The organism is Amycolatopsis sp. VS8301801F10 (genome assembly GCF_046195355.1).
Taxonomy (GTDB): Bacteria; Actinomycetota; Actinomycetes; order Mycobacteriales; family Pseudonocardiaceae; genus Amycolatopsis.
Map to the genome: position 1 here is coordinate 6334889 of NZ_CP176065.1, position 26009 is coordinate 6360897.

General features: G+C 70.6%; 3 protein-coding genes. All 3 read right to left on the bottom strand.

All coding sequences use genetic code 11. The features are described 5' to 3' along the window. Window positions 1–13: 13 nt before the first annotated feature. From F9C11_RS29895 to F9C11_RS29905, 3 genes are read right to left on the bottom strand one after another with little or no spacing between them, the layout of a single operon-like run. Window positions 14–1207, bottom strand: a complete 1194-nt coding sequence (locus F9C11_RS29895; protein WP_409180684.1) for a cytochrome P450 — start codon at window positions 1205–1207, stop codon at window positions 14–16. Window positions 1208–1217: 10 nt separating this feature from the next. Continuing rightward, entirely contained in the window at window positions 1218–19682 is an 18465-nt protein-coding gene (locus F9C11_RS29900; protein WP_409180685.1) for an amino acid adenylation domain-containing protein, read from the bottom strand. Next, window positions 19679–25672: an amino acid adenylation domain-containing protein gene (locus F9C11_RS29905; protein ID WP_409180686.1), complete on the bottom strand. Its 5994-nt coding sequence runs from the start codon at window positions 25670–25672 to the stop codon at window positions 19679–19681. The genes F9C11_RS29900 and F9C11_RS29905 overlap by 4 nt, the downstream gene beginning before the upstream one ends. Window positions 25673–26009: the final 337 nt, after the last annotated feature.

Genomic DNA, 26009 nt, shown 5'->3' on the forward strand with positions numbered 1-26009 from the left:
GGGGGGGCGGGGGTCATTCGGCGCGGACCGGCAGGTTCCAGAAGCTGATCAGGTCCTGTGCCGGGAGGAACGAGGGCTCGGCGTCCCGGTCGACGCACAGCGCCGGGTACCGGTCGAAGAGGAGGTTCAGCGCGATCCTGCCTTCCAGCCGGGCCAGCGCCGCGCCGAGGCAGAAATGAATGCCGCGGCCGAAACCGACATGCGGATTCGGATCGCGGCCCGCGTCGAAGACGTCCGGCTGGGCGAACTGGCGCGGGTCCCGGTTGGCTGCGGCGGACCAGACGACGACCATCCGCTCGGCTGGGATCCGCTGCCCGCCGAGCTCCGCGGCGACCGCGGTGGCCCGGTAAGTGGCAGCGACCGGAGTCAGGAAGCGGTGGACCTCCTCGAACGCGGCGGACACGAGCGAGCGGTCCGCGCGCACCCGGGCCTGCTGGTCCGGGAAGCTGTCAAAGCACAGCATCGAGTTGGCGAGCAGCATCGCGGTGGTGGTGTGCCCGGCGATCAGCAGCACATGCGCCACCTTCGCGACCTGGCGGTCGGTGAGCCGATCGCCGTCGACCTCGGCCTGGACGAACCGGGTGAGCAGGTCGTCGCGGGGCCGTGCCCGGCGATCGGCGGCGTGGGCGTGCAGGTACTCGGTCAGCTGACGGGCCGGTTCGAGCTGGGCCTTGGCGTCGCGTGCCTGTTTCTCCGGGTCGTCGGAGAGGTCGAAGGCACCGTTGGCATCCATCATCTCGTCCACCCACTGCTTGAACAGCCGCCGGTCGGCGGCGGGCACGCCAAGCAGTTCGGAGATGACGGTGATCGGGAGTGGATAAGCGAGCTCCGTGACGAAGTCGAATTGGTCACGGCCGGCGAGCCCGTCGAGCAGGTCCCGGAAGATTCGCTCGATCCGGGGAGCCAGCTCCGCGACCACCCTGGGCGTGAACGCGTGCGAGGCGAGGGTGCGCAGGTTCCGGTGTTCCGGCGGATCAAGCTGCAGCAGGTTGTCCTCCGCGAACTCCGCTCCGTCTTCAGGCGCGTAACGACGTGCCGTCGCGGACGAATAAACCTCCGGGTTCCCGAGAACCGCCACCGCCTCCGGGTACCCGTAGACGTGCCAGATGCCCGTTTCCTCGTCCGGCCGGACCAGTTGGTCCGGCCGCTGCCCGCGCAGCCAGAAATGCTTCGGGTTGCTCTTCAGTTCCTCGACTCGCAATGCCATGTGCGGTGCCTCACTTCCCTTCCAGCGCACCGGAAAGGACCCGGCACATTGCGGCTGCCGGTCCTGGCAGGTGCAGTTCCGTGTGCCGGCACCGGATTTCGTGCTGACGCACGACGCCGGAAACGTGCCCCCGCCATCGGTCCGCGTAGCATTCCGCGGAACCTTCGGCAGCACTGAAGAACAGCACGTCGCCGTCGAAGACTGGCGAAGCGAAGTCCCGCATCTTCCTCAGGTGCTCCAGCATGATTTCCGACGCCCGGTCCGCCAACGATGTCCCTTCGACGTGCTGGAGACCGGGCAGCGCGGGCAGGTGTGTGGCGAAGAACGACTGCGCCTCCGCCTGTTCCGGGAGTTCGTTCTCACGGAACCACTCCGCCGGAACGCAGTCGAGCAGAGCGAGTGTCGCCACCCGACGGCCCCGCCGCTGGAGTTCCGCGGCCATCGCGTGGGCCAAGGTCCCGCCGAGGGAGAGCCCCACCAGACGGTACGGCCCTTCCGGCTGGACCCTGAGGATCTGCTCCAGGTAATCGTCGACCATCTCGCCGACTGAGCCGGGCACGCGCGATCCGTCGAATCCCCTCGCCTGGATGCCGTACAGCGGCCAGTTCTCGTCCAGGTGGTGCGCGAAACCGAGATAAGCCCACGACAATCCGATGCCGGGATGGATGAACCACAACGGCTCCCGCTCGCCGGCCGGGCGGATTGGCAGCACCACCCCGAACGGGTCGGCGTGCTCGTCGGTCCCGCTGCTCGCACTAAGGCGTTCGCTCAGCCCGGCAACAGTCGGCCACTGGAACACCGCCCGGATCGGCAGGTCGGCGCCCAGCGCCTCGCGAACCCTCGTGACCAAGTGAGCGGCCAGCAGCGAATGACCGCCTAGCGCGAAGAAGTCGGCGTCGATGTCCACGCCAGGCAGTCCGAGCACCTCGGCGAAAAGCCCGGCCAGCACTTGCTGACACGGGTTTTCCGGACGGCGCCCGGCAACATTCCCGATGCCGTCCGGCGACGGCAGCGCCCGTCGATCGGTCTTGCCGTTCGGCGTCAGGGGCAGTTCGGCGAGGGCGACGACCGCGGAAGGGACCATGTACTCGGGCAGCCGTTCCCGCGCATACCCGCGCAACGCTGAGGTGAGCACGCCGATGCCCCGCGCCCGCCCTGGATCGGTGACCGCCGCACGACCTCCTCCGGACGCGACGAAAGTGCCCGAAACCGCAACCGGGTGATCCGGGAGGACGACCAGGTCGAAACGGTCCGGCCCGGCCGACGAGGGGCTGGCCAACGCCGTCCATCCGTGGCCGGCTGCCCACTCGCGCGCGTCCTCGGGATCGATGCCGTCGCCAAATCGGGCATTGGGCAGCGCAGAGATCCGGACCGGGCGGTCCTCGAGGTGCGTCCGGCACCACTCCCCGGCGCGCTCCCAACCGCGCCACGGCTCGGCCGGAATCCCGGTCAAAGACCGGACCGGAGCCCCGGCTGCAGAGAGGACGACTTCGTAGCGATGGCGAGTCAGCTCGTTGCGGGCGCGGCCGGGCTTGAGCCGGATGTCGGCAGCCATCCCGTGTTCGCGCGCCCAGCGATCGAACCATCCCGGCGCGACAGCGAGTTCCCGCTCGGTCAACGCGGCCTGGCCGGTCGCGGCCCGCCGGAACGCGTCCGTGGCCCCGGGATGACGGGCCAGGCAGACCTCGTCGTACAACGCCGACAGCGAATCCGCGTCGCGCACATCGCCGATCACGAGCCGTCCGGCCGGGCACAGCAGCGTGCTGAGCCTGCCGAGTACATCATTCAGGTAATCGGCGTTCGGGAAGTACTGCACCACCGAGTTGAGCACAACCACGTCGAAATGCCCGGCAGGCAACCCGTCGGTCTCATGGGCTGCCCCGGCGAAAAGCCGCACGCGGCCGGCGAACTCCCGGTCCGCGCACTGCCTGCGCAACCGGCCGATCACTTCGCCGGAAACGTCCGTGCCCCAGAACTCCTCGACGTGGTCGGCGATCCGCGAGAGAAGCAAGCCCGGGCCGACCCCGACCTCGAGAACGCGCCGCGGTGCAGACCGCAGCACTTGTTCGACCGCCGCGTCCCGCCAGGCGGACATCTCCGACAGCGGAATCGGTTCGCCGGTGACAGCTGAGGTCCACATAGCGAAGTCCTCGCCCCACTCCGCCTGCACCGATCCTGGAGCGACGTACGCATGGTCGTACACCTCCCGCCATTCCTCGATCTGCCTTGCGGTTTCGTCCGGCGCGGACGAGATTCCGGAGGACGGAACCACGTAAGCGACCAGCCGCGGTCCGCCCGGCTGGTCTTCCCGGGCGGTGACGACCGCCTGGGACACTCCGTCGTGGGCGGCCAGGACGGTCTCGACTTCTCCCGGTTCGATCCGGAAACCGCGCACTTTCAGCTGGAAGTCCGCCCGGCCGACGTAGTCCAGCACCCCGGGCTCGCGCCAGCGGACCAGGTCACCGGTCCGGTACATGCGCTCCCCCTCGGCGAACGGGTCCGCGACGAACCGGGTCGCGGACAGCGCGGGCGCGCCAAAGTACCCACGGGCCAGGCCGGCTCCAGCGAGGTACAGCTCGCCGGTCACTCCCGCCGGAGCCGGATGCAGGAACCGGTCCAGCACGTACGCCCTGGTGTTCGCGATGGGACCGCCGATCGGCGGCGGACCGCCGGCGAGCCGCGCACGGACCGACCAGATCGTTGTTTCCGTCGGTCCGTAGAGGTTCGTGACGTCCGACGCGGCCGCTCGCAGTTCGTCGGCGAGCGACAGCGGAACCGCCTCGCCGCCCACGAAGCACCGGATCCCGCTGAACGCAGTCCGATCGTAAGCGGCCAACATCTGCCACAGCGACGGAGTCGCCTGCATGACCGTCACGTCGTGGTGCCGGAGCAGCCGAGCCAGCTCAGCCGGCTCGGCCGCCGACTCGGCGGGCGCGATCACGACCGCCGCGCCGGCCAGCAACGGCAGGTAGATCTCGAGCGCGGCGATGTCGAAGGCGACGGTGGTGACCGCGAGGAGACGGTCCGACGGCTGGAGTCCGAACTCGCTTCCGAGCGCACCCAGGAGATTCGCCAGCGCAAGATGCGGGATCACGACGCCTTTGGGAGCCCCGGTGGAACCGGAGGTGTAGGCGACGTAGGCGGTGCTGGCCGGCGCGACGGCCACCGCTGGGGCGGTGTCGGGGCAGTCGTCGAGACCAGCGGGCAAGGAGTCGCTGTCCAGCACGGCGACCGGATCGCAGTCCCGCATGATCACGGCCGTCCGGGCCGGCGGATGCCCCGGGTCGACGGGGACGTAGCTCGCGCCGGCCTTCAGCACGGCGAGCAGCGCCACCACCAGGTCAGCGGACCTGGGCAGGGACACGACGACCCGGCGTTCCGGTCCGGCCCCAAGCCGGATCAGCCACTGCGCCAGCCGGTTCGACCGGAGGTCTAGTTCGCGATAGGTCAAAACGGAATCGCCGCATACGACAGCGACCGCGTCCGGCGTCGCGTCCGCCTGACCGGCGAACAGATCCGGGAGCAGGGGCCCCGGCATCGTCTCCGTGCCGGTGCCGGAGAGCAGGAGCCGGTCGCACTCCTCGCGGCCGGTCACTCGCACGGCCGACACCGGCTGGCAGGGCGTCTCGGCCAGTTGCGCCAGGACCAGCCGGAGCATCTCCGCGATGCCGGCCGCGGCGCTGCCGCTGAACGCGGTCTCCTGGTACTGCAGACCGACCCGCAGCATCGGGTCCGCGGCGGCGACGACGACCATGGGGTAATGGGTGCCGCTCAACGGACGGATGCCGGCAACCCGGATGCCCGCCGCGCTGCTCGCTTCGCCGAGAGCAGCCCGGTCGACCGGGTACGACTCGAACAGCACGATGGTGTCGAACAGAGGGCCCAGCCCGGCTGCGCGCTGGATGTCCGCCAACCCGTAGTGGTGGTGCTCCAGCAGAGCGGCCTGCCGCTGCTGAAGATCGGCGAGGACGCTCGCGACGGTGTCCGAGCCCGCGAGCCGGACCCGGACCGGAATGGTGTTGACGAACAGGCCGGCCATCGACTCGACGCCGTCGACAGCGGGCGGCCGCCCGGAGACAGTGGCTCCGAAAAGCACGTCGTCGCGGCCGGTGAGGGCCGACAGCACGATCGCCCAGGCCGCTTGCACCACGGTGTTCACCGTGACCGCGAGTTCCGCCGCGCGCCGGGCCAGGTTCTGCGCTTCGCCCGGGGCCAGCAGGACCTCGATCTCTCCAAGGCCACCCTGTTCGGCGTCGTTCGCCAGCATCGTGGGCTCGGTGACGCCTTCGAGTTCCGCAGCCCACTGCCGGGCCGCTTCCGCATCGCTCCGGTCGGCCAGCCAGACGAGGAAATCGCGATATGACCGGGCAGGCGGCAGCGCAGCGGAGTCGCCGCCGACTTCGTACAGCCGCAGCAGATCGCGCATCAGCAGCGGCAGCGACCAGCCGTCATAGAGGACGTGGTTCGCGGTGAACACCAGTTCGGACTGCTCGGTTTCCATCCGCAGCAAGGACATCCGCAGCAATGGCGCCTTCGCCGGCTCGAAATGCCGGGCGTGGTCCTGTGCCAGGAACTGCTCGAGCGCGTCCTGCCGCTCGGCCGGGGGAAGCGGGCGCAGATCGGCCTCGGACCAGGGCAGTTCGACGTCGTCGAGAACGAGCTGCAGCCATCCGGCGCCGGGGCAGTCGACGAACGCGGTGCGCAGGTTCGGGTACCGGTCAAGCAGCGACTGCCCGGCCGCGCGCAGCCGAGCCGGGTCGACTGGTCCTTCGAGATGGAACACGAGCTGCATGTGGTAGGCGTCGAACGAGGACCGCGCGAGCATGCTGTGGAACAGCAGGCCGGACTGCGTCGAGGTCAGCGGCCACACGTCGGACAGGCCGGGGTACCGCAGAGCCAGGCCGTCGATTTGCTGCTGGCTCACGGAGACCAGAGGAAGGTCCGACGGCGTGAGCCCGCCCGCACCGGGCTCCGACACGTGCCGGGCGAGGCCCTCCAGTGCGGCGCTCCACCATCGAGCGAGCTCGCGTGCCTCCGATTGGTCCAGCAGCCCCCGAGGGAACGCGAACCGCGCGCTGAGCCGGGGCCCGGCAGCCGTTTCGGCCGCATACGCGCTGATCTCCAGTCCGGACAAGGCCGGCAGGTCCGCGTCGAAATCGGCGATCAGGCCGAGGGTGTCGGCCGCCACCGACCAGCCGGCGCTCCCGGGAGCGCTGTCGGCCGCCAGCCGGCCGAGGTAGTTGAACCCGATCTGCCCGGACGGCAGCCGGCTCAGCTCCCCGGCGGTCCTGGGGTTCAGATACCGCAGCAGTCCGTAGCCGATGCCCTTGTCCGGAACCGAAAGCAGCTGTTCTTTGACCGCCTTGACCGCGGCACCCGCCGCGGGGCCGCCGGCGAACGCGTCCACCAGGTCGATGCCGGACACGTCGAGACGCACCGGGAACATGCTGGTGAACCAGCCGACTGTGCGGGACAGGTCCGCGCCGGGCACGATCTGCTCCTCGCGCCCGTGTCCTTCGAGGCGAAGCAGAACCGACGGTTCCGCACCGCCTCGCTCGGCGCGCCACCGAGCGACCGCGAGCGCCAGCGCGGTGAGCAGCCCGTCGTTGACCCCGCCGCGAAAGACCGCCGGAAGCCTGGTCAGAACCGCTTCGGTCACCGATTCCCCCGCTTCGACCGCCACGCTGTCCACAGTGGACATCGTGTCCACTGCGGAGTCCAGCGCACGGGTGCCGAGCAGCGGATCGGGACCGTCGGCGATCGCCTGCCACAAGGGCAGTTCGTCAACCCGGCGGGCGGCGGCCGCTTCGTCGGCCAGCGCGTGCGCCCAGCGACGCATCGACGTGCGCACCCGGCCGAGCGCCGGCGGCTGGCCGGCCCGGACCGCCTGCCACGCGGCGGCGAGGTCCGGGACCAGAATGCGCCAGGAAACCCCGTCCACCACGAGATGGTGCAGAACGAGCAGCAGCCGCCCCGGCCGGTCCTCGCGGTCGAACCATACGAATCTCGCCATCTCCCCGGCGGCCGGATCCAGTTCGCCGGTGGCGGCGTCGAGTTCGGCCGCGACGAGATCTCGCCACGCGGGCGACTCCCAGGAGACAGCGCACCGCACCCGGCGCACCGCCGCGGGCCGGCCGGGTTCCTCAATCACCATGCTGTCGCCGTCCAGCCGGGAGCGCAGGACGTCGTGCCGGTCCAGCACCGCGCGCAGCGTCGCCGCGAGTTCGGTCTCGGTCACGCCGTCCGGGAGATCGAGGACGATCGACATGGAGAACCGGTCGAAACCGCCTCCCAAACCGGTCAAGTACCTCGCCGCGGGCGGCAGCGGAAACCTGCCGATCGGCCCGCCCGGCAACTCGGCGAGCACCGGGGCCGTCTCCGATCCTCGACGGGCCGCCGCGGCCTGCGCGAGTCGCGCCACACAGCGGTGTTCGAACACGTCTCGCGGGGTGATCTCCACCCCGAGCGCCGCCGCTCGCGCCACCACCTGAATGGACCGGATGCTGTCCCCGCCGACGGCGAAGAAGTCATCGCCGACGCCGACCCGGTCCATGCCCAGCACCTCGGCGTACACCGCGGCGAGGATCTCCTCGTCGGGAGACTCCGGACCGGAGTACTCGCCGGCCTTCCAGACCGGCTCCGGCAGGGCGGACCGATCGAGCTTCCCGGTGGGGCCCAACGGGAATTCTCCCAGTATTTCGATCAAGGAGGGGACCATGAACTCCGGCAACCGGGCAGCGGCGAACTGGCGCAGCTCGTCGCGCGAGACGCCTGCCGTCAAGTCCACTTCGGAACCGCCGCCGGACCCGCCTGCCGGCACTACATAGCCGACCAGCCGGGCACCCGCGGCGCCGGCGTCGTGCACCGCGACCGCCGCCCGGGCCACGCCGTGATGGGCGGCGAGCACCGCCTCGACCTCGCCGGGTTCGATCCGGATGCCGCGGATCTTCAGTTGCGCGTCGGCCCGGCCGGCATAGGCCAGCACGCCGTTGTGGTCCCAGCGCACGAGATCGCCGGTGCGGTACATCCGGGTCCCCGGCTCCCCGAACGGGTCGGCGACGAACCGGCTCGCGGTGAGCTGTGCGGCATTGTGATAGCCGCGGGCGATGTCCCCACCGACGTAGAGTTCGCCGACCACGCCGACGGGCACCGGATTAAGGCCTTCGCCGAGAACGTAGGCACGCATGTTCCCCAGCGGACGACCGAGCCGCACGCTGCCCGTTCCCGGCTCCGCCGCGACCGGGACGGCAGACGCGTAGAAGCTCTCGGTCTGGCCGTAGGTGTTGACCACGCGCACGCCGGGGATCGCGTCAGCGGTCCTGCGCACCAAGGCGTCCGGCAGGGCCTCGCCGGCGAAGACGATCATGTCCGCGTCGATCTTGCCGGGCAACTGGTCGAGCAGTCCGGCGAAGACGGAGGGAACCGTGCAGAGCACGCTTCCGGTCCATCCGCCGCGCTCGGCCACAGCGAGCGCATCCCGGACCAGATCCACTGTTCCGCCCGACAGCAACGTCGCGAAAATCTCGAGCACTGACACGTCGAAGCCGACGGACGTGCTCGCGAGCACCGTGCTGCCTGGGCCCACCTCGAGGATTTCGATCAACCGGGACAGCCCGTTGACCACGCCGCGGTGTGTGACCGTGACTCCCTTCGGAGTTCCCGTCGAGCCGGAGGTGTACATGACGTACGCGGCGTTGCCCGGCCGGAGGTTCGCTGCCGGTCGCACGACGGGGGTGCCGGGAGCGGGAAGCCGGTCCACGTTCAGCAGTGGGCAGCCCCCGCTGGCCAGCATCTCCTCGGTACTGGAGTCGACCAGGATCGACGCCGGCTGCGCCGCCTCGATGACGAGTCCCAGGCGGGCGCTCGGATAGCGCGGGTCGATCGGCAAGTAGGCTCCACCCGCCTTCCACACGGCCAGCAACGCGATCACTAGGCCGGCCGAGCGAGGCAAGGCGACGCCGACGACGCGCTCCGGGCCGACGCCGCGGACTGCCAGTTCCGCCGCGAGCCGGTCGGCCTGCCCGTTCAGCTCGCGGTAGGTCAGCTTCGTGTCGCCGCACCGCAGAGCGACCGCGTCCGGCGAACCCGCGGCCGTCTGCTCGACCAGCCGCGGCACAACGGATTCCGGGACCGGTGCCGCGACGCCCGCGAATTCGGTCAGCATCCGCTGCCGGTCGGCAGGGGTCAGCAGTTCGACGTCGCCCAGCCGCCCGTCCGGTTCGGCGACAAGACCGGCCAGCACGCGCACGAAACAGCCGGCGATGCGCCGGGCAGTCGGCGCGTCGAACAGATCGGTTGCGTATTCAAGCACGCCCAGCACCCCTCGGCCGGGCACGTCGGCCAGGTTGAAGTACAGGTCGAACTTGGCGGTGCCGGTCCGCGCGGGCTCGAACCGCACGTCGAGGCCCGGCAGCGCGAAGTCCTCCCGCGCGTAGTTCTGCCAGGCGAACATGACTTGGAACAGCGGCTGGTACGCGGTCGACCGCTCCGGATTGAGCAGTTCCACCAGCCGTTCGAACGGGACGTCCTGGTTCTCGTAGGCCGCCAGCGAACGGTCTCGCACGACTCGCAGGAGCTCGGCGAATGTCCGGTCGGGAGACACCGCGACCCGCAGCACCCAAGTATTGACGAAGAACCCGACGAGGTCGGCCAGCTGATCGTCGGTCCGGTTCGCGATCGGCGAGCCGATCGTCAGGTCCTCTCCGCCGCCCAGGCGCATGAGCAGCACCGCGACGGCGGTTTGGAGCACCATCGCCACCGTCGCTTCGTGTTCGCGGGCAAGCCCCTCGACCGCGCGCATGGTTCGGGCGTCGACCGCGAACTGAACGAGGTCGCCGCGGTGACTCGCGACCGGCGGGCGCGGACGATCGGCAGGCAACGGCACCGGGACCGGGACGCCGGCCAACTCGTCCCGCCAGTACGCCGACTGCGTCGCGAGCACACTGTCCGGATCGGACTCGTCGCCGAGCAGTTCCTGTTGCCACAGCGTGTAATCCGCGTACTGGACCGGCAGGTCCGGGAAGGCCGGCGGCCTTCCGGCACGGCGGGCGGCATAGGCCTCGGTCAGATCGCGGGCGAACGGCGCCATCGACGAACCGTCCATCGCGATGTGGTGGAACACCAGCACGAGCACGTATTCGCCGGGACCACAGCGCAGCAGGGACGCCCGGACCGGGATCTCCGCGGCCAAGTCGAATTCACGAGCGGCGCACGCCTGAACGGCTGCCTCGACCTGGTCCGCCGCGACATCTGAGACCGGGAGTCCGACTGCCGCCTCGTCGGCAGGCAGCACCCGCTGGCAGGCGATGCCGTCCGCGTCCTCGGCGAAAACCGTACGCAAGCTCTCGTGGCGGGCGACAACGTCGCCGAGCGCCTGGCGGAGCGCCGCGACGTCGAGCTCGCCGGTCAGCCGCAGCGGCACCGGTGCGTTGTAAACAGCCGACGGGCCTTCGAACCGGTCGATGAACCACATCCGCCGCTGGGCATAAGACATCGGGACCGGTTCCGGCCTGCGCCCGGCCGGGCGCAGGGGCGGCCGGAGCGGCGCACCCGGTGCCAGGCGGGAACTCAGTTCCGCGACCGTGGGCGACTCGAAAACCGCCGAGATCGGGACCTCCACACCGAACGTCGTGCGGATCCGGCTGATCAGCCGGGTGGCCGACAGCGAATGCCCGCCCAACGCGAAGAAATCGTCGTCGATCCCGATCCGGTCGAGACCGAGCACTTCGGCACAAAGCCCGCAGAGGATCTGTTCGCGCGGGCCGCGGGGGCCGCGGCCGGAAGCCTGGCCGGCGAAATCCGGCGCGGGCAGCGCCGTGCGGTCGACCTTGTTGTTGGCGGTCAACGGGACCCGGGCGATGGCGATGACCGCCTCCGGCACCAGATAGCCAGGCAGCTGGTCTCGGAGGTGCTCATGCAGTTCTCCGACGAGAACGCCGATTCTCCGGGCGCGCGCCGGGCTGCTGGCCCACGCGCGGGCGGCGCGGCCGGCCGGGACGAACGCGCCCGCCAGCACCTGCCCGCGCGCCGCGAGCCCGAAACCGATGATCGCGTCGAAACAGCGCGGGTCCGCGGACGGGGCCAGGATCACTCCGAGGCCCTGCGACGCGGCCCAGCTGGCCGCGTCCTCCGGATCGAGATCCGGCCCGGGCGCGGACCGCCCGGCGGCCGCCGCCTCGCCGGAGAGGCGGGCGTTGGGGATGCCGGCGATCCGCACCGGCCCGTCTCCCGTCCACCGTTCTGCTTCGGACAGCCGGCCAACGTGCCGACCCCACCGCAAGACTGGGGCCTCGGCCAGGTCCACAGGCTCGTGCGGAGCCCGGTGCAGGGTGACCTCGTACCGGTGCCGGGTCAGCTCGTTGTGTGCCCTTCCCCGCTTGAGCCGGATATCGGCGACCGCCCCGTGTCCGGCGGCCCAGCGATGGAACCACTCCGGGTCAAGCGCGAGCTCCTCTTCCATGAGCATCGCCCGCTCGATCGAGGCCCGGGCCGCCGCCGCGGGTTCCCCCGGATGCCGGGCGCGCCGCACCGCGGCGTGAAACAGTTCGAGCGATGCCACCGAGCGCACGTCGCCCACGACGATCCGGCCGCCGGGAGCCAGCAGGCCCATCGCGTCGGACAACACCCGGTCGAGGTAGCCGGTGTCCGGGAAATACTGGACCACCGAGTTCAGCACGACCGTGTCGAAGCGGGCCGCCGGCAGCCCGCCGATCTCGTCGGCGGCCCCTGCCCGAAGCCGAACCCGATCCGCGTACCCGGCGCGCTCCACCTGCCGGGTCAGCCGGTCGATCACCGGTGCCGAGATATCCGTGCCCCAGAACTCCTCGACCTCGGACACGAGCCGCGCCAGCAGCAGGCCGGTGCCGACGCCGATCTCCAGGATCCGCCGGGGCTCCCAGCCGAGAATCGCGCCGACCGCCGCGTCCCGCCATTCCGCCATCTCCGGCGCGGCGATAGGCGTCCCGTCGTAGCTGGAGTTCCAGCCCTTGAAGTCCTCGCCGAAAGCGGCGTTCGACCCGGCGTACAGGTCGTTATACAGCTGACGCCACTCGTCTACTGGATCGGCGCCGCCGGGGCTGTCGGTCCCGTCCAGCTCCGGCACCACGTAGCCGACCAGGCGTCGTTCACCGCCGCTGTCACGGGTCCAGGAGACGACGGCCTCGGCGACCCCGCGACGAGTGCGCATCGCCGCCTCGACCTCGCCTGGTTCGACCCGGAAGCCCCGGACCTTGACCTGCTCGTCCGCCCGGCCCCGGTAGTCCAGTTCCCCTTCGGCGGTCCAGGCGACCCGGTCGCCGGTCCGGTACATCCGGCCGCCCGGCCCTCCGAAGGGGCAGGCGACAAACCGTTCGGCGGTGAGCCCCCGTCGCTGCGCATAGCCCCGGGCGAGGCCGTTCCCGGCGAGGTAGAGATCGCCGGTCACACCCGGCAGAGCCGGCCGGAGCGCCGCGTCGAGCACGTAGGCGCGCATCCCGTCCATCGGCCGCCCGATCGGCACCGGATCACCGATCTCCTCCGGCGAGCGCATCGGATAGCAAGTGGCGAAGGTGGTCGTCTCGGTCGGGCCGTAGCCGTTGACGACGGAAATCCCGGGACAGGACCGCAGTACGCGCGCGATCGCGGCGGGAGGCACCACGTCTCCCCCGGTCCAGACCTCGCGCACGCCGGCCAGACACTCCGGGTGCTCCTCGGCGACGACCCGAAACAGCCCGGTGGGCAAGCAGAGCCCGGTGATCTCCTCTTCGGCCAGCAGGCCGGCCAGCGCCGCGGTGTCCAGCCGTCCCGGCGGAGCGACCACTACCCGGCCGCCGCCGAGCAGCGCCACCCACAGATCGTAGGTGGAGGCGTCGAATGCCTGCGGCGAATGCACCAGCACCCGCTGGTGGTCGCCGCCGCGGTAGCGGTGGTCGTCGGCCAGGCCGAGGACCGCCCGGTGCGGGACCGCGATGCCTTTCGGGACGCCGCTCGAACCAGAGGTGTACATGACGTACGCGAGCTGGTCGGCGTGTCCCGGGAGCGGCGCGGACGGACTGGCCGACTCGACCTCCGCGGCAGTCCCCGGATCGTCCAAGACCAACACCGGGCCGCCTACCGCACCGAAGCGGTCGGCCAGCTCCGCCGTGGTGACCACGAGCGCGGGCCGGGTGTCGCGCAGCATGAACGCCATGCGCTCCGGCGGATACTCCGGATCGATCGGCAAGTACGCGCCGCCGGCGCGGAGGAGGGCGGCCAGGGCAACCACGAGATCCGCGGAGCGGGGCAGCGCCACTCCGACCACGGCTTCCCGGTCCACGCCTCGACGTGCCAGCACCGTCGCAAGCCGCGCGGCACGGCTGTCCAGGTCGCGGTAGCTCAGCACCGTGTCTCCGCAGACCACGGCTACGGAATCCGGCTGGGTCCGCACAAGCGCGGCGATCCGGTCGGGGATCGTCTGTGTCACCGGAGCGACGTCGGTGCGGTTGAACCTCTCGAGGACCACGTCACGTTCCGCGGGCTCCGCCAGATCCGTTGCCCCGACCAGGGTGTCGAGGTCGGCGAGCAGGTGCCGGAGAGCCCGCCCGAGCCGTGCCGCGATCGCCTCGGCGGCGTCTCGGTCCAAGCGGTGATGCTGGTACTGCAGGGCGATTCGAAGGTACGGCTCGGCGAACGCCATGACCGCCAGCGGGTAATGCGCGCCGCTGAACGGGCTGGCCCCGGTGATCTCGATGCCCGCAGCGGCACCGGCCGCGGAAAGCGCGGCCGTGTCGATCGGGTACGACTCGAACCCGACCAGTGTGTCGAACAGCGCGGTGAGCCCGCTCTCCCGTTGGATGTCCTGCAGTCCGCGATGGTGGTGCCCGAGCAGCGCGCTCTGTCTGCGCTGCAAGGAAGTCAGCAGGTCCCGGAGCGTGCTCGCCGGATCGCAGTCCACCCGGATCGGCAACGTGGTGACGAACAGCCCGACCATCCCGTCGATCCCGGGCACATCCGGCGGGCGGCCCGACGCCGCGGCGCCGAACACCACATCCCGTCGGCCGGTCAGGAAGCTCAGGACCAGCGCCCAGGCACCTTGTACCAAGGTGTTCACGGTCAAGCCCGAAACAGCCCCGAGCCGCGCGAGCGCGCGGCCCTCGTGCCTGCCCAGCTGGACCTCGACCTGGCCGATGCCGGACGGCGGACGTTCTCCGGACGGCTCCGGGAGCAGCAACGTAGGCTCGTCGAGGCCGGCGAGTTCCGCGGACCAGGCCTCCCGCGCCGCCGCGTGGTCCTGGACGGCCAGCCATTCGAGGAAATCGCGATAACTGCGCGTCGCGGGCAGCCCGGACCGGTCGCCGCCGGTCGCGTAGAGGCGCAGCAAGTCCTCCATGAGCAGCGGAACCGACCAGCCGTCGAGGAGCACGTGGTGCGCGGTGAAGACCAGATCGGAACGGCCTTCGCCCAGCGTCACCAGGGAAAGCCGCAGCAGCGGAGCCTCGTCGAGACCGAAATGGCGGGCGCGGTCTTCGGCGAGCAGCCGGTCGAGCCGGTCCTGCTGCTCCGCACGCTTCACCCCTGCGAAGTCGAAGTGCCGCCACGGCAGCTCGACCCGGTCCTGGACGACCTGCACTCGGTTCCCCCCGGTGTCAGCCGGGAAGGCCACGCGCAGGTTGGGGTACCGGTCGAGGAGCGCTTGGCCTGCCCTGCGCAGCCGCTCCGGCAGGACCGGCCCAGCCAGGTGCAGGACAAGCTGCATCTGGTAGGAGTCGAAACCCGCCCCGGCGAGCTCGGCGTGGAACAGCAAGCCTGCCTGCATCGGTGTCAGCGGCCATGCGTCGCGCAGTCCCGGATACCGGCGCTCCCACGCGGCGATCGCATCCTGGCCTGCTGAGACCAGCGGAAGATCCGACGGGGTCAGACCGCCGGCCCCCGGACTGTCGGCGTGCCGGGCCAATCCGGCCAGCGCCGCCTCGAACAACTCGGCCAGCTCTCGTGTCTCGTCCTCGCCGAGGATGTTCTTCGCATAGCCGATCCGGATGGCCAGCACCGGGCCGTCGTCGGTGTCCTCGACCAGCGCATGCAGGTCGAGGACGGCCGGCGCGCACATGTCCGGATCCGGTTCGGGGATCAGGCCGGCCGTGCCGGGCGCCTGGCTCCAGCCCAGACCGCGCAGCGATTCCGGCAAGTCAGCCGAGGAGTAGCGGCCGAGATAGTTGAACGCGATCTGCGGTACCGGGCAGTTCCGCAGGACCTCCGCGGTCCCCGGATTCAGGTAGCGCAGCAGGCCGAAGCCGATCCCCCGGTCCGGTACCGCGACGAGCTGCTCCTTGACCGCCTTGACCACGTCTCCGGCCGGATCGGAGCCGGCGAAGGCTCCGCCGAGATCGATCCCGGAAAGGTCGAGCCCGACCGGGTACGTCGTGGTGAACCAGCCGACCGTCCGGGACAGGTCGGCACCGGGGATCGCGCCCTCTTCCCGGCCGTGTCCCTCGAGCCGGACCAGCACTGCGGAACCGCCTGTCCCGCGGGCGCGGCGCCACCGGATCACCGCCATCGCCAAGGCGGCGAGCAGGCCGTCGTGAGCCCCGCTGCGGTAGCGAGCCGGCAGCGTCGTCAATACCGCTTCGGTCGTTCTCGCGGACAGGTGCAGCCACCGGTGCGCCATCGTGGACGCGGTATCTTCCGCCGGGTCCAGCCGACGTGCGCCCAGGACCGGGTCCTCGGTATCCAGTATCTCGCGCCACATCGGAAGCTCCGCTGCGCGGCGTTCCGAGACTGCCTCGTCCGCGATCGCGTGCGCCCAGCGGCGCATCGAAGTGCGCGCCGGAAGGAGCACGGGAGGCGCACCGTCCCGGACCTGCTGCCACGCCGAGGCCAGGTCGGGCAGGAGCACCCGCCACGACACGCCGTCGACGGCGAGGTGGTGCACCACGATCAGCAAGCGGCCTGCTGCCTGCGAGGGGGCGAACCAGACGAACTGTGCCATCGTCCCGGCGGCCGGGTCGAGGCGCCTGGCCGCCGCGTCCAGCTCCGCCGCGGCCAGGTCGTGCCAGTCCTGGCCCCATCCGTGGTCCCAGCCGATCGTGCGGACGAGCGGCGCTGCCGGAACCGATCCCGGTGCGGACACCACCAGGCCATCCGCCACGAGCCGCGACCGCAGCGCGTCGTGGCACTCGAAGACCGAGGCCAGCGTCGCCGACAGTCCGTCCTCGTCGATGTCCGCAGGCAGGTCGACGGCCATCGCCATCGCGAACCGGTCCGAGTCGCCGCCCAGGTCGAGGACGTATCGGGCGACCGGCAGCAACGGCATCCAGCCGATGCCGCCGCCCTCGAGCTCGTTCAGGACCGACGCGTTCCCGGCCGGGCCGCGGTCCGCCGTCCGCCGGGCGAGCTCAGCGGGCGTCCGGCAATCGAAGACATCCCGCGGCGTGATTTCCACGCCGACGCCCTTGGCCCGGGAAACGACCTGGATCGAACGAATGCTGTCGCCGCCGAGAGCGAAGAAATCGTCGTCCGCCCCTGCCCTCTCCAGGCCGAGCACATCTGCATAGAGGCTGGCGAGGACCTCTTCGGTCCGGTTAGCCGGTGCCCGGTACTCGCCGCCCCGGAATTCCGGCTCCGGCAGCGCGGCTCGATCCAGCTTTCCGTTGGACATCAACGGAACGCGGTCGAGCACGACGAACGCCGACGGGACCATGAACTCGGGCAGCCGCCCGGCGACGAACCTACGCAAGTCCCGTGCCGACAGCAGGGCGGTCAAGTCCACGGTGAGGTCGCCGAGACTGTCCACGTCCCCGGCGCCCTGCTCTGCGCCGTTCGGGACCACGTAGCCGACGAGACGGCGGCCAGGGCCTTCCCCGGACGCGACGACGACCGCCTGCCGCACTCCCGGGAACGCGGCGAGCGCAGCCTCCACCTCTCCGGTCTCGACGCGCACACCGCGAACCTTGACCTGCGCGTCGTCCCGTCCGACGTACTCGAGCACCCCGTCCCGGCCGCTCCGCACGAGATCGCCGGTGCGGTACATCCTCGCGCCGGGCGGGCCGAACGGATCGGCGACGAATCGGGCAGCAGTCAGCTCGCTGCGGCCGTGGTAGCCACGCCCGACGGCACCCGCGACGTACAGCTCTCCGACGACCCCCGCGGGAACCGGCTGGAGACCGGGGCCCAGGACATAGCACCGCATGTTCGCCAGCGGCGAGCCGATCGGCGCCGAGGCCCCGTCGGAGAGTTCCGCAGGCAGTTGGAAAGCGGTGGCGTAGAAGCTTTCCGTCTGCCCGTACGCGTTGATCACCCGCACCCCGGGAAGCGCGGCGCGCACCCGCCGTGCCAAGGACATGGGCAGCACCTCGCCGGCGAACACCACGGTGTCCGCCTTCAGTTCGCTCGCGATCCCGTCGAGGACACCAGCGAAAACGGACGGGACCGTGCTGACGACGCCGCCCGACCAGCCTCCTCGTTCCCCGATGACCAGACCGTCGCGAACGATCTCCACGGAGCCACCGGCCAACAACGGAGTCACGATCTCGAACACCGAGACGTCGAAGCCGATCGATGTCGCCGCGAGAATGCTCGACCGCGACTCGATTCCCATAGCATCCGCCAGGGCACGCACCCCGTTGACAACTCCCGCGTGGGTGATCGCCACCCCTTTGGGCTTCCCCGTCGACCCCGAGGTGTACATGACATACGCAATGTTGTCCGGCCTCGCGCCGCGGACCGCCGGGCCGGCAGCGCCGCTTTCGTCCCCGTCGAAGTCGATGTCCTCGTCGATCAGCACGATCGGCGACTCTGTCGTGGGAAGCGCCGATGCTGTCGAACGGTCGGCGAGGATCGCTGCCGGTCGCGCCTCGGCGAGGACGGCGTCCAGCCGCGCGCTGGGATAGCGCGGATCGACCGGCAGGTAGGCAGCACCGCATTTCAGGATGCCGAGCAGACCGACCACCAGGTCGGCAGTACGCGGCAAGGCCAGCCCGACCAGCATTTCCGGCCCGGCCCCGCGCCGGGCCAGTGCGCTCGCGACCCGATCGGCGCGCCAGCACAGCTCGGCATAAGTCAGCGAAAGGCCGTCGCAGAGCACCGCGACCCGGTCCGGATGCGCCCGTGCCTGCTCGTCGACGATCGCAGGCACGTACTTTCGCGGCAACTCCGATACTGCGCCGCGAGCAGCCTCGAGCAATCCGGCCCGCTCCTGCTCGGTCAGCGGGTCCGCCAACGCGACCGACAGGTCCGGCGCGTCGATCAACTGCCGGATCACCCGGAGATAGCGCTCAATGACGCGGGCAGCGGTCGCTCGATCGAACAAGTCAGTCGCGTACTGAAGTGCGCAGAGCAGGCCATGCCCGTCCGGATCGGAGAAGAAATTGACCTCGAGGTCGAACTTGGCAGTGGGAGTGGGCAGCGCATCGATGCGCGCGGCCAGGCTGGGCAGGTCCAGATCGAGCCCCAGGTCGTCGCCCCAGGTGAACATCACCTGGAACAGCGGGTGCCAAGCGGTCGACCGGACCGGGTTGACCAGCTCGACCAGCCGTTCGAACGGAATGTCCTGGTTGTCGTAAGCGCCGAGCGCCTTCTCCTTGACCCGGGCGAGCACCTCTCCGAACGAGGGGCTGCCGGACAGATCCACGCGCAGGACCCAGCTGTTGACGAAGAACCCGATCAAATCGCCGAGCTGGTCGTCGGTGCGGCCGGCGATGGTCGATCCGACGGCGACATCCGAGCCCGCCCCGAGGTGCTGGAGCAGCACCGCCAGAGCTGCCTGCAGCAGCATCGGCGGCGTGCAGCCGTGCTCACGGGCCAGCGCGCCGATCGCCGCGACCAGTTCCGGCTCCAGTCGGGCACTGATCACATCGCCGCGATGGCTGGCCGACGCGGGGCGCGGCCGGTCCAACGGGAGCCGGATCGGCTGGGGCAGCCCGGCCAGCTCCGCCTGCCAGTACCGCGACTGCGTCGAGAACACGCTGTCAGGGTCGGCTTCGTCGCCCAGCAGTTCCCGCTGCCACAGGGTGTAGTCGGCGTACTGGACCGGCAACTCCGCCCAGCCGGGCGCGGCACCGCGGGCTCTCGCGGTGTAGGCAGTGCTCAGATCGCGGGACAGCGGTGCCAGCGATTCGCCGTCGCTGGCGATGTGGTGGATCAGCAAAAGCAGGACGTGCCGCTCCGGGCCGCACCGGAACAGCGTGGCCCGGACTGGAATCCCGGCCTCGACGTCGAGGACCTGGCGGGCGGCCTCCGCGACCGCCGCGTCCAGCTCTCCTCCCGTGATCTCGACGACCGGCAGGTCCGCCTCGGCTTCCTCCGCCGGCAGCACTCGCTGCCACGGGACGCCGTCGTCGTCCAGCGTGACCAGGGTGCGGAGGCTTTCGTGCCGAGCGACGACGTCGTTCAGCGCGGACCGCAAGGCTTCGACGTCGAGCCCGCCGTCGAAGCGGATGCGGAACGGCACATTGTAGGTCGCGGACGGCCCTTCAAGCCGGTCGATGAACCACAGCCGACGCTGGGCGGACGAGAGTGGGATCACGGCTGCTGGCTCCGATCCATCTTGCGCAACCCGGGCACGACGGCCTGACCGGCTTCCTCAAGCGCGCGGGCCAGCCCGGCGATGCTGGAATGCTGGAAAATGGTCCGGATCGACGAGTTCGCGCCGAGCTCCCGGCGGATGCGGCTGTTCATCCGCGTCGCCAGCAGCGATGTCCCGCCCTGCTCGAAGAAATCGTCGTCCAGGCCGATGTCTTCGACGTCGAGGATCTCCTCGAACAACCGGCGCAGGGCCGCCTCCATCTCCGAACGTGGCTCGCGGGAACCGGTCGTTTCGACGGCGGACAGCGCCGCTTCGTCCAGTCTGCCGCCCGGCAGCCGCGGAATGCCCTCCACCGCGACGAAAATGCTGGGAACCATCGGTCCCGGCAGGCGCGCGGCAACGAACCCAGCCAGGTCGGCGCCCTCCAGGCCGGCACCGACGACATAGGCAATCAGTCCGGCAGCGCCGTCCTGGCTGGGTGCGAGTACCGCTGCGTCGTCGACCTCCGGATGCGCCAGCAGGACAGCTTCGACGGCGGGAGGGCTGACCAGGATGCCACCGACCCGTACCTGGCGGTCCGTGCGGCCGACTGGAACCAGCTGTCCGTCCCGACCGCGCCGCACCCGGTCGCCGGTGCGGAACATCCGCGCTCCGGCAGGGCCGAACGGATCCGGAAGGAACGAGGTCGCGGTCGCGCCAGCCGGTCCCGCATAGCCGCGAGCCAGTCCTGGGCCGGTGGCATACAGTTCACCGACCGCCCCGGGCGGCGTCGGCCGGAGGCAAGCATCGAGAACGTGCCCGCCGAACTGACCGGCTTCGCTGTGGAACAGCTCCGCGGCAGCGGTCCCACCTCCGTCCGCGAAGATCTCGGCTCCGCCTCCCACGCACACCGCAGCGAGCAGTGCGACAAGCCACTGGCCAAAGTCTCCGGAAAGGCGGACGGGCACGCAGGTACCCGGTGCCCCGTCCGCCAGCCGCGCGGCAAGGCTCGCGTGGCTGACCAGCACCGTCCGGGGTCCGTCCGGATAGCCGGTCGCGGAGAACATCGCGGCGAGCCCGCCCGGACGAGGCCCCGCGACGGCACCGCCGCCGGGGCCGGCGGGCACCGCAGTCAGTTCCACGTCCGCCGCGACTCCCGGGCCAGCGACGCAAGCGCCCGACCGCAGGACCGCCGTCAAGGCGACGACGAGTTCCGCCGACGGTGCCAGCGACACCGAGACCGGGGTTTCCGCGGTCACGCCCCGCCGGATCAGTTCACGCGCTGCCTCCGCTGACTGGGCGTCGAGTTCCCGGTACGTCAGCCGAGTTCCGGAACAACGCACCGCCACTGAGTCCGGCGTCCGCTCCGCTCGCGAGACGAGCAGCTCCGGGAGGGTCGTCGGCGTGACGGTGCGCGGCTCGGGATCGGGTGCGGCCAGCCAGCCAAGGCCGGCGGCCCCGACGAGCACCGCCGGGTCGGCCGAGACCTGGCGCAGGATTTGCGAGAGCAGGGCCGCCGCTCCCGCGGCGGCGGCCGCGTCCAACGCGTTCCGGCGGTACTGCACCGAAGCGCGCAGGAAACTGTCCGAATCGACGAAGACCATGAGGCCCAGCGGATAGTGGCTGGTGATGAACGAGCGGATGCCGGTCACCGAGATTCCAGCGGCCTCGCCGGCCGCGGTGATCCCGGTCCGGTCGAGCGGGAACGACTCGAAGCCGACGATCGTGTCGAACAGCGCCGAGCTCCCGGTCGACTTGTGGATCTCGCTGAGGCCGTGGTGATGGTGGTCCAGCAGGGCTGCTTGCCGGTCGTGCATTTCGCGGATCAGCCCGGCGAGGCTTTTCGCCGGGCCGCAGTCCACCCGGACCGGCACGGTGTTGAGCAGCATGCCGACGATCTCGTCCACTCCCGGCACCGCGGGCGGGCGACCGGAGACCACCGCTCCGAACACCACGTCCCTGCGGCCGGTGAACGCGGCCAGCATCAGGCCCCAAGCCGACTGGACCACGGTGTTCAGGGTGACCCCGAGTTCGGCGGCGCTCGCCACCAGCGAAGCGGACTCGGCGGCGCTGAGCACCACGTCCACATGCTCGATGCCTTCGCCGTCCCGGTCCTGGCCTCCGTCATCGGCCGGGACGGCGATCGTCGGCTCGCCGGCACCGTCGAGCTCCCGCTTCCACGCGGCCGCGGCTTCGTGCTTGTCCTGCCGGGCCCGCCAGGCGAGGAACTCCCGCTGGTCCCGCGCGCGGGGCAGCTCGACCGGACCGGGACTGTAGAGCAGCAACAAATCCCGCACCAGCAACGGAACCGACCAGCCGTCGAGGAGCGCGTGGTGCGCGGTCAGCACGAGTTCGGCGGCACCGGGTTCTTTCCGTACCAGCGTCATTCGCAACAGCGGCGGCACGGCCGGGTCGAAATGCGTGCGCAAGTCTTCCGCGAGAAGCCTCTCGAACGCGTCGTCGCGTCCGGCATCGGGAACGTCTCGCAGGTCAGCTGTCCGCCAAGGCAGTTCGGCCTGGCCGACGATCAGCTGGACCAGATCGCCGCTGCGCTCCGGCGCGAACGCGGACCGGAGGCCGGCGTGCCGGGTCAGCAGCCCCTGCCCGGCCGCGCGCATCCGTTCCGCGTCGACGTCGCCTACCAGGTGCAGCACGTACTGCACCTGGTAGGCATCCAGGCCCGAGTCGCGGGCCATGCTGTGGAACAGGAATCCGGATTGCAGCGGAGTAAGCGGCCATACATCCGCCAGCCCCGGGTAGTCCTGCTGCCAACGGTCCAGATCCGCCTGGACCGCGCCGGAGAGCGGAACGTCCGACGGAGTCAGGCCGCCGGCGTCCGGCCCGGCGGCGTGCTGGGCGAGCGCGGCCAGCGCGGCCAGCCACAGGCCGACGAGTTCGTCGACCTCACTCGGAGCGAGAACGCCGGACGGCGCGGCGAACACGGCGCGCAGCCGCGGTCCGTCCGGCCCGTCCGCGACGACCGCGTCGACCGACAACTCCGAGCACACCGGCAGGTCCGGGTCCTGGGTCGTCTCCAGCAAGGAAAGCTCCGGCAGGTCCACCCGGCCCCACGGCCCGGCACCAGCCGCGTCGAACCGCCCTCGCCAAGCGAAGCTCACCTGGCCCGGCGAGTACTCGCTCAGCACCTGCGCCGATTCCTGGTTCAGGTCCCGGAGCAGGCCATAGCCGAGGCCTCCCCCGGGCACGGATCGCAAGCGCTGCTTCACGATCCGGACGGCCGTGCCGGCGGCCGGGCCGCCGGCGAGTGCGTCGTCGAGATCCACGTCGGAGAGGTCGAACCGGACCGGGAACGCGATGACGCAGCGCCCGACGGTCCGGGCCAGATCGGAGCCGAGCGCCGGCCCCTGCTCCCGGCCATCCCGTTCCACGCGGATCAGCAGCGACCGGTCGCCGCTGCCCTTGGCGCTCCTCCGCTTGGCCAACGCCAGTGCGAGACCGGCGAGCAGGCCGTCCGCCATCTCACTGCGCAACGCCGCGGGCAGCCGCGTGAGCAACGCCTCCGTCTCCTCCACGGACAACGTCACCGACTGCTCGTGCACAGTGCCGGTCACGTCCAGCCGGGGAATCAGTCGCCGGGACTCGAGCACTGGGTCTGGCCCAGCCAGAATCGACCGCCACAGCGGCAGCTCGGCCAGCCGCGCCGGGCGATGGGCCTCGCCGACCAGCGCGTGTGCCCACCGGCGCAGCGAGGTGCCCGGGCCGGACAGCCGGGCAGGAGTTCCTTCCCGGGCCGCCGCCCACGCGGCGGCAAGATCAGACTCGAGGATCCGCCAGGACGTGTCGTCGGCGACCAGGCGGTGCAGGACCACCAGCAACCGGCCGGGATTCGCGTCGAACCACACGAACCGGGCGACCATTCCCTTCGCCGGATCCAACGCGGCGGCGGCCTTGCGAACCTCGAGTTGCACTCGCTCGCGCCAGGCGTCGTCCCAGGGGGCGTCCCACCTGATCCGCTCCAGCAGGACTTCCCCGCTGCCTGGCGGACCGGTCACGATCTCGTCCGGGGCCAGGCGCATCCGCAGCATCTCGTGCCGGTCAAGAACCGTCCGCACGGCCGAAACGAGGTCGGTCCGCCCGACGGCGGCCGGCAGGCGGAACACCGCGGCCTGACAGGTGTGGCCGGACGCCGGCCCTTGCTCCCGGGCCTGTCGCACGGCCGGGAGAAGCGGGAATGCCCCGATGCCTCCGTTGTCGAATTCGGAGAGGACCGGTGCAGCCGCTTCCGGCGGCCGGCTACCGGAACCACTCGCCAGGGCAGCCACGGTCCGCGACTCGAAAATCTCGCGCGCGCTGATCTCCACGCCCTCCGACCTCGATCGGGACGCGACCTGAATCGCCCGGATGCTGTCGAGTCCGACTGTGAAGACGTCGTCATCGATGCCGATGCGGTCCACTCCGAGCACGTCCGCGAAGTGCTTCGCGAGCGTCTCCTCCGCCCAGTCGCGCGGCGCCCGGTATTCCGCGCTCCGTATTCGCGGCCGCGGTAGCGCGGCTCGGTCGCGCTTTCCGTTCGGGTTCAACGGAATCCGGTCCAGCACAACGAACGCCGCGGGGACCAGCGGCGCCGGCAGCCGCCGCACCGCGAAGGCGCGCAGCTCGCTCAGCGAGAACGCAGGGCCAAGCGTCACGTCCCCGGACGCGCGGACAGCACCCGCCGCCGGAACAACGTACGCGACCAGGTGCTTGCTCCCGCCCGCTTCGCGCGCAACGACCACGGCGTCCGCGACTCCTGGGTGCGCGGTCAGCGCTGTTTCCACTTCCTGCGGCTCGATCCGCACGCCGCGGATCTTGATCTGGTGATCGGCACGGCCGTGGAGCACGAGCTGCCCGTCCGCGGTCCAGGACGCGAGATCACCCGTCCGGTACATCCGGGCGCCGGGCACACCGGACGGGTCCGCGACGAATCGCTCCGCAGTCTGGCCCGGCCGCCCCCGGTAGCCGCGCGAAAGCAGCGGACCGGACACGTACAGTTCGCCGGTCGTGCCCGGCTGGACCGCGTGCAGATTCGGATCGAGAACCCGGACGGCGGCGTTGACGATCGCCCTGCCGATGTCTGGTGTCCGCCCGTCGGGTCGCAACGGCTCGCTCATCGTGGCGCACACCGTCGTTTCCGACGATCCGTATGCGTTGATCATCGTGCGGCCCACGGCCCAGGCCGCCACCAATTCCGGCGTGGTGGTGTCACCAGCGACTATCAGGCAGCGCAGGGACGGCACCGAATCCGGATGCATCGCGGAAACCACGGCAGGGGTCAGCGTCGCGTGAGAGACCGCCTTCGTGGTGATCGTCTCCGCCATCCGCGGGCCGGGCTCAAGGTCCTCCTCAGCCGCCAGCACCAGCGTCGCACCGGTCAGCAACGACGAGCACAGGTCCCACACCGAGGCGCCGAAACCTGGAGAAGACGCTTGAAGGACACGGCTTCCCGGCCCGAACCCGATGCGCCCGGCCTGAGCTGCCAGCGACCCGAACCCGGTATGCGGTACGGATACGCCCTTCGGCTGTCCAGTCGACCCCGACGTATAGATGATGCAGGCGCTCTGCGCCGGCCTCGGCGGGCGCGGGCGGTCGCCGCCGTCGTCGAGTTCCGCCAACCCCGCCGTCGGGACCGGCAGCCCCAGAAACGCACGGCGGCTCTCGGCATCGGCCAGTACTAGCTCACACCCCGAATCCGTGACCAGGTAGGCGATGCGCTCGGCCGGGTACCGGGGGTCCAGCGGCAGGTAAGCCGCCCCAGCCTTGAGCACCCCCAGAACCGCGGTCACCCAGCCCGCGGAGCGGCGGGAGCACACGGCGACCACCGACTCCTGCCCGATGCCGACCCGGGCGAGTGCACAGGCCACCTGATCGGAGCGACTGTGCAGTTCCCGATAGGTCACCGACTTGCCGCAGCTTTCGACGGCAATCGCTTCCGGAGCTCTCCGGACGCACTGCTCGAACAACTCCGGAATAGACTGGGCCGCAGTTCCTCCAGTATTACCCAGGGATTTCACGACACCCCTCTCACTATTCCATCCGGACCGATTTCAAGCGCCGCACAGAGCTCGAATATCAGGCTACACGGTTTTCCCGCAGAAAATCGAAGAGGAAAAATAACAGCCTGCGATGCCCGGCCGCTCGAACCGACGTTAATGACCGACCGGCGGCACGTCAAGCGCGGTACGTGCCACGAAGGGCAAGAAGTCCGCCAACTGGCGCAGGCATGTCCCGTCGCCAGGACGCCCGGCAGCCTCCGTGCCACTGTTCATCCAGGGAATCGCGAAATAGCGCACCCTGCAGTCGGCAGCGGCTCGCCGACAGTCTTGCCAGACCCAAGAAGGGGCGAAGGTC

What these genes read in the sequence shown, in the direction of transcription:
- F9C11_RS29895 (WP_409180684.1), bottom strand. Translation starts at nt 1,207, where the DNA reads ATGGCATTGCGAGTCGAGGAACTGAAGAGCAACCCGAAGCATTTCTGG.